General features: G+C 68.5%; 11 protein-coding genes and 2 pseudogenes. 10 read left to right on the top strand and 3 right to left on the bottom strand.

From position 1 onward, the window contains the following. Positions 1–36 precede the first annotated feature (36 nt). The 5 genes and pseudogenes from AC31A1_RS35090 to AC31A1_RS35070 form a co-directional block, all read left to right on the top strand. Entirely contained in the window at positions 37–1,182 is a 1,146-nt protein-coding gene (locus AC31A1_RS35090) for an FAD-dependent oxidoreductase (RefSeq protein WP_489657185.1), read from the top strand. Further along, positions 1,179–2,189, top strand: coding sequence for an amidohydrolase family protein (locus tag AC31A1_RS35085; RefSeq protein WP_489657184.1), 1,011 nt, complete (start codon positions 1,179–1,181; stop codon positions 2,187–2,189). The genes AC31A1_RS35090 and AC31A1_RS35085 overlap by 4 nt, the downstream gene beginning before the upstream one ends. A gap of 10 nt (positions 2,190–2,199) precedes the next feature. After that, complete coding sequence (locus tag AC31A1_RS35080) at positions 2,200–3,138, top strand: VOC family protein (protein WP_489657183.1); 939 nt, start codon at positions 2,200–2,202, stop codon at positions 3,136–3,138. A gap of 117 nt (positions 3,139–3,255) precedes the next feature. Then, entirely contained in the window at positions 3,256–4,227 is a 972-nt protein-coding gene (locus AC31A1_RS35075) for a fumarylacetoacetate hydrolase family protein (protein ID WP_489657182.1), read from the top strand. A 74-nt stretch (positions 4,228–4,301) separates the two neighbouring features. Continuing rightward, positions 4,302–4,574 (top strand): annotated as a pseudogene (locus tag AC31A1_RS35070) (MFS transporter); the annotation flags it as partial. Between the two features lie 213 nt (positions 4,575–4,787). Here the strand turns inward: AC31A1_RS35070 and AC31A1_RS35065 are convergent. Continuing rightward, positions 4,788–5,801: a PLL family lectin gene (locus AC31A1_RS35065; protein WP_489657181.1), complete on the bottom strand. Its 1,014-nt coding sequence runs from the start codon at positions 5,799–5,801 to the stop codon at positions 4,788–4,790. A gap of 387 nt (positions 5,802–6,188) precedes the next feature. Between AC31A1_RS35065 and AC31A1_RS35060 the strand changes: the two genes are divergently transcribed. The 3 genes from AC31A1_RS35060 (at position 6,189) to AC31A1_RS35050 (ending at position 9,439) form a co-directional block, all read left to right on the top strand. Further along, positions 6,189–6,545 carry an ArsR/SmtB family transcription factor gene (locus tag AC31A1_RS35060; protein WP_489657180.1) on the top strand — a complete coding sequence of 119 codons (357 nt, stop codon included), beginning with the start codon at positions 6,189–6,191 and terminating at the stop codon, positions 6,543–6,545. Then, on the top strand, positions 6,542–7,720 hold the full coding sequence (locus AC31A1_RS35055; protein WP_489657179.1) for an MFS transporter: 1,179 nt from the start codon (positions 6,542–6,544) through the stop codon (positions 7,718–7,720). The genes AC31A1_RS35060 and AC31A1_RS35055 overlap by 4 nt, the downstream gene beginning before the upstream one ends. A gap of 810 nt (positions 7,721–8,530) precedes the next feature. Next, entirely contained in the window at positions 8,531–9,439 is a 909-nt protein-coding gene (locus AC31A1_RS35050; protein ID WP_489657178.1) for a hypothetical protein, read from the top strand. A gap of 394 nt (positions 9,440–9,833) precedes the next feature. Here AC31A1_RS35050 and AC31A1_RS35045 read toward each other — a convergent pair whose 3' ends face one another. Both AC31A1_RS35045 and AC31A1_RS35040 read right to left on the bottom strand, forming a co-directional pair. After that, positions 9,834–10,232, bottom strand: a complete 399-nt coding sequence (locus AC31A1_RS35045) for a (R)-mandelonitrile lyase (protein WP_489657177.1) — start codon at positions 10,230–10,232, stop codon at positions 9,834–9,836. A 143-nt stretch (positions 10,233–10,375) separates the two neighbouring features. Beyond that, complete coding sequence (locus AC31A1_RS35040; RefSeq protein ID WP_489657176.1) at positions 10,376–10,720, bottom strand: carboxymuconolactone decarboxylase family protein; 345 nt, start codon at positions 10,718–10,720, stop codon at positions 10,376–10,378. 210 nt (positions 10,721–10,930) lie between these two features. Here AC31A1_RS35040 and AC31A1_RS35035 point away from each other — a divergent pair, with 210 nt between their 5' ends. Continuing rightward, on the top strand, positions 10,931–11,824 hold the full coding sequence (locus tag AC31A1_RS35035) for a helix-turn-helix transcriptional regulator (RefSeq protein ID WP_489657175.1): 894 nt from the start codon (positions 10,931–10,933) through the stop codon (positions 11,822–11,824). A 1-nt stretch (position 11,825) separates the two neighbouring features. Continuing rightward, positions 11,826–11,924, top strand: a pseudogene (locus tag AC31A1_RS35030) (Lrp/AsnC family transcriptional regulator); the annotation flags it as partial. Positions 11,925–11,954: the final 30 nt, after the last annotated feature.

The raw sequence follows: 11,954 nt of genomic DNA, 5'->3' as shown, positions 1-11,954 counted from the left end.
AAGTCGCGCGGCCCAACCCCGGGAGGTATCCCCGACATGGCTGACAGCCCCACCAGCCCCGCCCGTTCCGTCCTGGTCATCGGCGGGGGCGCCTCAGGCAACGCCATCACCATCATGCTGCGCCGTGCAGGCATGGACGTGGACCTGATCGAGGCCAGGCCCGACTGGAACGCCACCACCGGCTCCGGTATCACCCTCCAGGGCAACGCCCTGCGCGTCCTGCGCGAACTGGGCGTGTGGGAACAGGTGGAAGCCTCCGGGTACGCCTTCGGATCGCTGGGCGTGACCGCCCCCGACGGCACCGTCCTGTTCGTCGCCGAGGAAAACCAGACCGGCGGGAAGGACCTGCCCGCCACCCTGGGCATGCAACGCCCCCAGCTGCAGCAGATCCTCATCGACGCGGTCCGCGCCTCCGGTGCCGGCATCCGCCTGGGCGCCACTGCCGAGATCCTGTACCAGGACGCCGACGGTGTCTCGGTGCACTTCAGCGACGGCACGACCGGCCGCTACGACTTGGTGCTCGCCGCCGACGGACTCAACTCCGCCACCCGCGCAGAGATCGGGATCACCGACAAGCCCGAACCGACCGGCATGGCCATCTGGCGCATCGCCGCCCCACGGCCCGCGAGCGTGACGCGCACCGACCTCGCCTACGGCGGCCCCGCCTACATCGCCGGCTACTGCCCCACCGGCGAGAACACCATCTACGCGTACGTCGTCGAAGGGTGCCGCGACCGAACCTCCATCGACCCGGCCACCTACGCCGACGAGATGCGCCGCCTGGCGCAGAGCTACGGCGGTGCCTGGCCGGAGATCACCGAGCACATCACCGACCCGAAGAAGGTCAACTACACCTGGTTCGACCGCCTGCTGGTCGAGGACTCCTGGCACCGGGGCCGGGTCGTGCTGGTCGGCGACGCCGCCCACTGCTGTCCGCCCACCCTGGCCCAGGGTGCGGCCATGTCGTTGGAGGACGCCCTCGTCCTGGCCGAGCTGCTCAGCAGTGGACAGGACTGGGGCGACGAACTGTTCCAGGCGTACTACGACCGCCGCATATCTCGGGTGCGCACCGTCGTCGAGGCATCCGTGCAGATCGGCCAGTGGCAGCTGGACGGTGTGCGCGATGCCGACATGGCAGGGCTGATCGGCCGCACCATGACCCTCCTCAAGGAGCGCCCGTGACCGCCACCGCGTCCTCCGTGCCCACCATCGACGTCCACGCCCACCTTCTGCTCCCGGAGGTCGAGGAGACCGTCGCCGGTCGTCCCGGCCTCGCCGAGGCCCGCGCCCTCGACGCCCGCCGCAACGGCCCGGCCGCCCTGGCCGTGAACGGCCCGATGGTCGGCGCCCGCGTGCCGAAGCTGACCGACGCCGCCGTACGCCTCGCGGCCATGGACGCGCAGGGCGTGGACATCCAGCTGGTCAGTCCGTCCCCGTCGCACTACCACTACTGGGCCGGGCCCCAACTGGCCGCGACGGTCTGCCGGTTGGCCAACGAGGGCACCGCCGCACACTGCGCGAAGGCACCCGACCGCCTGCACGGCCTGGGCCTGGTTCCGCTCCAACACCCCGACCTCGCGGTCGAGTTGCTCGACCACGCGCTGGAGCAGGGACTGAGAGGGGTGGAGATCTCCTCGCACGCACCCGGCCGCGAACTGTCGGATCCGGCGTACGAACCCCTCTGGTCGCGGGCTGAGGAGACGGGAGCCCTCCTCTTCCTGCACCCCTTCGGCTGCACGCTCGACGAGCGCCTGGACCAGTGGTATCTGTCCAACACCGTCGGCCAGCCCACCGAGAACGCCGTCGCCCTCTCCCATCTGATCTTCTCCGGTGTCCTGGACCGCCACCCGGGCCTGAAGCTGATCGCGGCGCACGGCGGCGGCTACCTGCCGACCCATCTCGGCCGTTCCGACCACGCCTGGCAGACCCGCCCCGACGCGCACAACTGCTCACGCGAGCCGAGCAGCTATGTACGGCAGCTGTACTTCGACTCCCTCGTCCACGACCCGTACGTGCTGCGGGAGTTGGTTCGGGTCGCGGGCGCCGATCGTGTCCTGCTCGGCTCCGACTTCCCCTTCGACATGGGCACGGACGACCCGTTGGCCGCACTGCGCGCGGCAGATCTGACCGACCACGACTTCCACTCCGTGCGCGGTGCGAACGCCGCCGTTCTGCTCAACCTCACCTGAGGAGGAACCCATGAGTAACCGTCTGCTCACGCACCTCCGGCACGTCGACCTCGCCGTGCCGGACTACGACAAGCAACTCGACTTCTACGCCGGCGTCTGGGGCCTGACCAAGGTCGCCGAGGACTCCGGCATCTCCTTCCTCGCCGCAGAGGGCAGCCCCGAACAGTACGTCGTACGGCTGCGCAAAGCCGACGAGAAGCGCCTCGACCTCGTCTCCTACGGCGCCGCGAGCCCCGCCGACGTGGACACACTCGCCGAGCAACTCCTCGCCAGTGGCGTTCAGTTGGTCTCCCAGCCGGGCAAGGTGGACACTCCCGGCGGCGGATACGGCTTCCGCTTCTTCGACGTCGACGGCCGCACCGTCGAGGTCTCCGCCGACGTCGGGGTGCGGCAGCACCGCAGGATCGAGGAGAAGGAGTCCATCCCGGTCAAGCTCTCGCACGTCGTCCTCAACTCGCCGGATCTGGACAAGACCAAGGCGTGGTACGAGGAGCACCTCGGCTTCCGGCACTCCGACACGCTCGGCCATCCGCGCATCGGCGACGTCATGCACTTCATGCGGATCAGCAACCAGCACCACTCCATGGCCATCGCCAAGGGCCCGCACACCTCCCTGCACCACGTCTCCTTCGAGATGCGCGGCATCGACGAGTACATGCGCGGCTCCGGCCGGGTCATCCGTTCTGGCGCCCGCAAGATCTGGGGCCCGGGCAGGCACATGGCGGGCGACAACACCTTCACCTACTTTCTCGACCCGCACGGCAACACCGTCGAGTACACGACGGAGTTGGAGGAACTGGACGAGGACACCTGGCACCCCCACGTCTACGACTTCTCCCAGCCCGAGGTCACCGACCAGTGGGGCACCGCCAACCCGATGAACGAACTGGTCACCAAGGAGTCCTTCAACGACGTCGACCGCGGCGTCTTCGTCGCCCCGCCTGTCTGATCGGCGAAGCCCCGAGTCCCCGGAGGCGCGGTGACCCCGTCACTGCCCTGACTCCCCTGCCGCGCCCCCGGCCTTCGTGCCCACCCCTCACGCCGATCACGCAGACAGGAAACCGCCATGCGTTTCGCCACGTACGAATACCGCAACCGACGCCAGGTGGGCCTCGTCGAGGAGGACGGTACGCTCCACCCCCTGACCGGCGTCACCTCGCTGACCGGCCTGCTCGCCGAGGGCGGCGGTCTGCCCGAACTGCTCGACGCGGGCTCCGAGATGCTCGACGTGCCAGCCGGCCCCCACGTCTCCGATGTACGACTGCTGGCACCGCTCCAGCCGCCCACCGTGCGGGACTTCGTCACCTTCGAGGAACACGTCGAGGGCATACGGAAGTCAGTGGACGGAGCCGCCGGTGTACCCGAGCAGTGGTACGCGGCCCCCACGTTCTACTTCACCAACCCGTACGCGGTGTACGGCCCGCACGACGACATCCCCATGCCCCCGGGGTCGAGCGTGCTCGACTTCGAACTCGAAGTCGCCGCCGTCATCGGCAAGGAGGGCCGCGACCTCACCCCCGAGCAGGCACGCGACCACATCGTCGGCTACACCGTCTTCAACGACTGGTCGGCCCGGGACCTGCAGTCCGCCGAGATGAAGGTCGGCCTCGGCCCCTGCAAGGGCAAGGACACCGCCACCACACTCGGGCCCTACCTGGTCACCGCCGACGAGTTGGCGAAGTATCGCGACGCGGACGGCTTCCTGCGCCTCGCGCTGACCGCCGAGATCAACGGCAAGGAGGTCGGCAAGGACCTGCTGTCCAACATGAGTTGGACGTTCGAAGAGATGGTCGCCTACGCCTCGCGAGGCACCGTCGTACGCCCCGGTGACGTCCTCGGCTCCGGGACCTGCGGCAACGGCGGCTGCCTCGCCGAGCTGTGGGGCGTACGGGGTGAGCAGGACCCGGCGCCGCTCAAGCCCGGCGACACCGTGACGCTCACCGTGGAGGGCATCGGGTCCGTCTCCAACACCGTGGTGGCCGGCCGAGACCCCATGACCGTTCCCGTCGCCCGACGGCGCACGAGGGAGCGGCCGTGACCGATCTCTATCCCTGGGGGCACCTCCCGGCCGAAGGCTGGGGGAGGCTCCTCGGCAGGGTCGTCGTGGTCACACTCATCGCCCTGGCGCTCGCGGCCGGCATGGTCCGCGGCAACCTCACCCTCCTCCAGGCCACCGCCGTCAGCGACCGCTGGGGAACCACCCACTACGGCCGCCTCTCAGGCCTCCTCGTAGCACCTGTCACCATCGCAAGCGCCACCACACCCTTCGCCGGAGCCGCTCTCGCGGCTACGTTGGGCGGCCACTCACATCTCTTCCTGGTGCTCGCCGGGGTGTCCCTTTTGGCGGGCGTTTTTGCCCTGGCGTCGGGAACCCGGGGCCCGTGAGGAACCGCGTGGAAACGGCGCGAAGTGGTAGTTCACGGCGCTCGTCGGCAACAGGTTGGCTCACCGAGCGGGCACGGGCTGAGCTGCACAATAGGCAAGGGGCGCCCCCCTGAGGGGCCGCCCCTTGTGATCCTTCGTTTCAGTTCCCGTCTCAGTTCGGGGTGGCGTGCCTCCTACGTACATCCATGAAGACATGCACCAGGCCCCCGAGTGTCAGGTGTACTGCTGGGCCCTCACGTATATCTGGTTGTCGGTGCCCCGGATGAAGACCTCCAAGCGGCCTTCGCGGTCCAGTACGCTGGCCGCGCCACTGGCGAGGCCACCGCCCAGCGAGTCGAAGTCGCTGTAGGAGGTCGAGTCGCCGTACGTCGTCTGAACGGCGTACCACAGCCCGTCGTCCGAGCCGCGCACGAAGACGTACACCCGCCCGTCGGCGCCGATCACGATGGAAGGGTCGTCCTTTAGCCGGCCGTTGAGGGCCCGCTGCGGGTGCCAGGCGCCAGTGGGGTCCTGGTAGATGTGCCAGACCCGGTTGTCGGTTCCCCGGTAGAAGACTTCCAGGCTCTGGTCGGGTGTCTCGACGACGGCCGGCGATCCGGCCGCGTTGGATGCGAGCTTGACGAACGAACCCCAGTCGCCGTGGTGGTCCTTGACGATGTCGAAGATCTCGTTGTCCAGGCCGCGGCAGAAGAGGTGAAAACGTCCGAGGCCGTCCACGTGCCCGGCGAGCGGAGTCGTCATGGTCCCGCCCCCGAGTTGGGTCCAGTCGGTCCATGTGTTGCTCACGGGCAGCTGATGCGCGTGCCAGACGGCATCGTCCAGGCCTCGGGCGAAGACTTCGACCGTGCCCATGTCGTTGATCGCGACGGCCGGCGTGCCGATGATCTGCCCCCCGAACTTGCCCCAGTCCGGCCAGCCGTTGTCGATGACGCTCTGGGAGCGGAACCACGCGTCCCCGTGGGGTCCGCGGGTGACCACGGTGAGCAGGCCGTTCCCCTGCCTGATCGCGGCAGGGGAGTCGGTCATGGCGCCGCCGAAGGTGGTGAACGGCGTCCAGGCGAGGCCGTTGCGGGTCTGATAGGCGGTCCAGAGTGCGTGGTCGGGGCCGTGCACGAAGACCTGCAGCCGTCCATCGGCGCTGGGAGCGACGGCGGGCGTGCCCTCGGTCTGGCTACCGAGCAAGGCGTACGGCGCCCAGCTCCTGCCAGGAGTTACGGGTCCTGCCATGGTGATCTCCTGTTTCCCCGGATGTGCCCAAGTCGGCCCACACCGTAAGGTTGATCACATTGTGTGCATATGCCTATGCACTGGGTGGCTGACGCTAGGCCCGGTCCCGGGGTGGGAGAACCCCTCCGGGCCAACTAGACGGCCCAGTTCCGGCCAACTCCCGCCCGGTTGCCAGGTCTGTAACCGAACCGAGGACGCCCCAGTCAGGCAACAGAGCCAGATCGGCGCTACATCAATCTCCCTACACCCAATGGCAGTTGGCGCTCCCAGGCGGCCGGTTGGCGGGGAGCTTCGGGGCTCTTTGCACCTACGCCAGGAGGCACGGATCGCATCGCCGACGCGCCGGGGACAGCCAGGCCCCCACCTATCTATTATCGTCGATTACCGATGAGTGACCTCCTGGAACGTTCCGAGGCCGAGGAGTACGCGAGCTGGTTCAAGGCGCTGGCCGACGCTACGCGGATTCAGATCGTGACGCTGCTGGCGCGCAGTGCTGTGCCCTTGACGGTCGGGCAGATCGTCTCCGCGGTGGAGGTGGGCCAGTCGACGGTGTCGCACCACTTGAAGGGGCTGGCCGACGTGGGATTCGTCATGGTGGAGCGGGAGGGCTCCTTCAGCCGCTACCAGCTCAACCAGGAGTGCGTGGAGGCGTTCCCTTCGGCCGCCGATGTAGTGATGGGCCGCCCCGCGCCCACACCGACCGGGCCTGGCGATGGCCGAGGTCGACGGGGCAGGGCCCGATGAGCGCGACCGCCATGGCCGAAGGACCGGCGCCCGAGCCGCTGGCGGGGCGGCGTTCGACAGCGGTCTATGCGGTGTTGCTGGGGCTGGGGGTGCTGGACGCGGCCGGGTACAGCCTGATCGCACCGGTGCTTCCTGGGCTCGCGCAGCGCACCGGGGCCAGTGTCACGGTGATGGGGATGCTGGTGGCCACGTTCCCGCTGGGCATGGTCGCCGGTTTCGCGCTGGGCGGCGCCGCAGTGCGGCGCCGGGCACCGGCAGCGGTGATCCTGGTCGGGCTCGGGCTGGTCGCCACGGGGAGCTTGGGGTTCGGCCTCGACACGGACTTGGCCGTTCTCGCGCCGGCCCGCCTGTTGATGGGGCTGGGCTCGGGCTGTCTGTGGCTGGGCATCACCTTCACCACCCTGGCCAGCTGGCCCGGCCAGGAGTACCTGTGCATGAGCCGCGTCTTCGCCGCCTACTCCGCGGGCGGCCTGCTGGCTCCCCTGCTCGGCTCCATCCACGGCGTGCACGGACCCTTCACCGCCTACCTCGTTCTCACCCTTCTGATGGCCGTACCCGTGTCGGCGCTGCAACTGCCGGCACATGGCACGACGTTCACCGCCGACCGCCGGGCACTGCACTCACGCGGGTTCTGGGCGGCCAGCGCCGGTATCGCCTTTGCGGTGATGGCTCTGGGCACCCTGGAAGGAGTGCTGCCACTGCACTTCGGCACCAAGCTCGCTCAGGCCCAGATCGGCGCGCTCTACGCGGCGACTTCGGTACTGGTGACCGTCGCCGCCGCGCTGGCCGCCCGACTCAGCCCGCGCCGGGCCCTAATGGCCTCGACCGCGCTGGTCATCGCCGGACTCGCTGCCGCCGGGGCCAGTTCCTCGGTGCCGGTGTGGATCGTCGCCCTGGCAGTGGCGGGATGCGGCATAGGGCTGGCCAACACCGGCGCCATCGGGGTCCTGCTCGACGCCGTACCCGCACAGCGCATCGTCACCGCGATGGTCCTCTGGTCCCAGATCGGCATCCTGGGCTACCTCCTCGCTCCTCTCACGGGCGGGCCCATCGCCGACGCCTACGGCTACACCGCTGTCGCCGCCACTGTCGGCGTCGGCGGTGTGGCCGTCGCCATCACCCTGGCCTGGCAGCACCGAGGTACACAGTCATCCGCGACTTCCGGCGCGATCTGACAGGGCCGTGACCACCCTGTCGTGCCTCCCTCCACCGCCGCGCCTCGGCACCGAGTGGGAACCCGATCTTGCCCTCGGCGTGCACCGCCCCGCCCGCTGGAACCCCTACTCCCACGATGCCGCGGCCATCGCAGACCAGGATGAGCGAAGGGCCGACAACCGCCTGCCGTTCAGGGTCCACTTGGCGATCACCAGCTCCTCCCGTTCGGCCCGGCCTGCTTCGGCTGCTTGGCCAACTCCCTGATGAGCGTGTCAGCGGATCGCAAGAGCGGAACGACGCTGGGTGCCGAGCGGGACCGGGACAAGATGGAGACCCGCGCTGTCGTCCCCCTCCGATCCCGCTCTGCCAGCGATGCCCCGATGTCGCGGGACACCGGGATACAGGGGGCGCGATCAGCGAGCCAGGGAAACCTTTTGGAAGGCTTGGCAGGCGCTGGATGGATCATGGTTCTGACTTACCGGAAGATTCGGTGAAATTTACCGAAGAGGGGGGCAAGCCATGGGGATATCGATCAGGGCGTCCATAAGACGCGCGTATAGATAAAGGGGACGGAACCGAAGACCCGGCATGGGCCGGAGACGTCTGGCGGTGGTGTTGTCCGCTGGACTCCTCGCATCCGGGCTGGGAGGGATAGGTTCAGCAGCGGCTGACACCTCCGGGTCGGGCGGGGAGTTCGTGCCGATCTCTCCGTCGGCCAAGATCGTCGACACTTCGTCGGGACTCGGCATCTCGTCCTCGCTCGGAGCCACGACGACAAAGTCCTTCCAGGTGCTTGGGCAAGGGGTATCCCGGCGAGCGGAGTGTCCGCCGTGTCCCTCAACGTGGTGGCCGTTGGTCCGACTTCGACGTCCAGCTACATGGAATTGTGGCCGGACGGGTCGTCACGTCCCAGTCCGGGGTCGGTGATGAACTTCCACTCCGGACAGACCATCAGCAACTCCGTTCTCGTAGCGCCCGGGTCCGACGGGAAAGTCGACGTCTACAACTCGTCCGGGACTGTCGGCGTGGTCGTCGATGTCAGCGGATACTTCACGTCGTCGTCCTCCGGAGCGACACCCGGCGGCTACGTCCCCGTGACGCAGACCCGCCTGGTCGACACACGGGACCGAACAGGCGCCACCGAGGCACAACTGGCGCCGGGCGGCAGCATCAATGTGCAGATCAACGGCGTGGACGGGATCCAGGTCGGCGCCATGAGACGTCTGCTCACCACAGGACCGGTCGCCTTGCTGGTCTCCGCGTTTCTGGTCGGCTGTTCGGCAAAGGGCCCTCACCTCCCGGACTACATAGTGTTGTCCAAGCACGTGACCCATGGTGTTCGCTGGGAGCTGGACGCATACCTGAGCGACGACGGGGTGTGCCTGATGGTGAACGGCCCCAAGGGGCCCAAGGTTGGCGAAGACTGGTCGTCCGGAGCCTGCGGCTTCAACAGGGACCACCCATCCGATGGTTATTGGGCAAGCGGACAGGAGCCCGGCGCATCGCAAAGCGCCTTGGTGGTGTACGGACCGCTCCCGGACAATGCCACCGCGATCAAAGTGGCAAGCCACACCGTGGTGAAGTCCGTCCCGTTCCCCGAGGGCAGCGGCCTGCCAACCGGCCGCTACTGGTTCTTCATCGAACCACCGGGATGGCCGAACAAGGCCGACGGAACACTATTGAGCACTCCCCAACCGCTGGACAAACAAGGGAAGAAGGTCGCCTTCAAGAAGTTCTGACCCGACAGGCGACTCCATAGGCGACCCGTCACGACAGATGCCCCGGCGAGCCAACGCGCTCGCCGGGCAGGACTTCGATCGCTTGATGTCCGGTTCGTGCGGGCCGTCGGCTCGGTGGGTTCCGGGAACGTGGCAGGCACGGGCTTCCAAGCTCATGGGGTTCTCCGCACATACGACCCCCTCCCCCGTTTGGGGCTGCCGGGCAGAGGGCCCTGCGACATGGCCGTCGGAGGGCCCTCAGTAATTGGACTTCGATGAAAAGCCACAGCCACGAAGCGGTGCCCAATAAGTCGCTTCGCTTGAGCCCGGACATAACCTGCCGCCGCTTCTGCGGCCGCCGAGCCCACCGGTGTTGTTGAACGTGGCAGGGATGACGGGGTTGCCGAACCCAGGGTCAGGAGGGCTGCCCGTACTGCTCGTCGGTGACGGGTTCGAGCCAGGTGGTGCCATCGCCGGTGCCGTCGCCGACGACCATGGCGATGTGGGCCATGAAGGTGGTGCCGGTGGCACCGTGCCAGTGCTCCTGGCCTGCGGGGCAGGTGATGGTCTGCCCGGCGGTGACGCGGACGATGTTGCCGTCGCGGGTGCCGACCAAGCCGATGCCGTCGGTGACGTGGAGGGTCTGGCCCAGAGCGTGGGAGTGCCAGTTGGTGCGGGCGCCGGGCGTGAAGCGCACCAGCCCGACGGCCAGGCGGCCCGGCTCGGCGGGTGCCTGGAGCATGTTGAGGTAGACGTCGCCGGTGAAGCGATCGGCCGGGCCCTTGATGGTGGGCGTTTCGGTGATGTGGTCCATGGCTGCTCTGTTTCGTGATCGGGGGGCTGTGGAGATCAGGAGGCGTCAGTGGGGGCGAGACCGGAGCCCCACTCCTGCGGGTGTTGCGGGCGCGCTGCGGCGCCGCGGCTCCGCTGCGGGAGTGGGGGGAGGTTCGTGGTCGGTCAGTTGCCGGACTCGGCGACGATTTCCTTCAGGACGGTGGCGGCGCTCATGGCGTTCGGCCAGCCGGCGTAGAAGGCCAAGTGCGTGATCATCTCCGCCAGCTCGTCGCGGCTGAGGCCGTTGTCCAGTGCGGTCCGCAAGTGGAAGCGGAGCTGGTCGGTGCGGTACAGCGCCGTCAGAGCGGTCACGGTGACCAGGCTGCGGTCCCGCTTGGACAGGCCAGGACGCTCCCAGACGTCACCGAACAGGACGTCGTCGGTCAAGTCGGCCAGCTTCGGCGTTATGTCGCCGACGAGCTGCTGTGAGGGGGACTGCTGCGGTGCCACGTTCTTGCTCCTGCTCATGTGTTGTGCCGTGGGGTGGGGGCTGCCGGCCCGGTGCTGTGCCGTCCGACGCCCGACGTGGGCTTGTCCACCAGCCCGACTGCCCGGCCGGGCGGAAAGCACCACGTCATCGACGTAACCACCGTCCGGCGCGATGAGCGAGGCACCATCAAGGGGTGTACCAGCAGTACATCCATCCATCCGGCCGTCCGTCGGACGTACCGTCGAGGTGTGGACAACCGTGAAGAAGTCCGCGAGTTCCTCACCTCGCGGCGCGCCAAGATCACCCCGGAACGGGCAGGACTGCCCTCCGGCCCCCGGCGGCGCGTGCCCGGCCTGCGCCGCAGCGAGGTGGCGGCCCTCGCCGACATGAGCGTCGAGTACTACGCCAAACTCGAACGCGGCAACCTCGCCGGCGTATCCCCGGCCGTCCTGGAAGCCGTCGCCCGCGTTCTCCAGCTCGACGACGCCGAACGTGCCCACCTGCTCAACCTGGCTCATGCCGCGGACGGCTCCGACGCCCTCACCCGCCGTCCCAGGCGCCGCACCAGTCAACAGTGGACACCCCACCGCAGCCTGCAATGGACCTTGGACGCCATCACGGCGGGCCCCGCCTTCGTCCGCAACGGCCGCTTGGACATCCTCGCCGCCAACCCGCTCGCCCGTGCCTTCCACGCCGACGTCTACGCGTCCCCGGGCAACCAGGCGAACCTCGCCCGGTTCAACTTCCTCGACCCCGCCTCCCACAGCTTCTTCCCCGACTGGGACACCTTCGCCGATGCCGCGGTGGCGATCCTGCGCACCGAAGCCGGCCGCAACCCCCACGACAAGGACCTGCACGACCTCGTCGGCGAGCTGTGCACCCGCAGCAACGAGTTCCGCACCCGCTGGGGCGCCCACAACGTGCGCAACCACGGCACCGGAACCAAACGCTTCCACCACCGGGTCGTCGGCGACCTCTCCCTCGCCTACGAGGGCCTGGAGATGGCCGCCGAACCGGGCCTGACCCTCACCATCTACACCGCAGAACCCGGCTCCCCGTCCGCAGAAGCACTGGCCCTACTCGCTTCCTGGGCAGCCACGCACGAGGCGGACCTATCCCCCGACACCTTGTCCACCCCGTGACATCTACGACCAGCAACTGGCCCGGCTCCCCGGCGTCCAACGCCTGACTTCGACCCTTGTCATGACGAACGTCGTCCAGGACAGACCGTTGCCTGCGTAGCCGCACCCCGACCCCCTGGCCGCCGACACG

The sequence above is a fragment of the Streptomyces sp. P5F9 genome (genome assembly GCF_057961495.1).
This window is presented reverse-complemented; position numbering and strand designations above follow the sequence as displayed.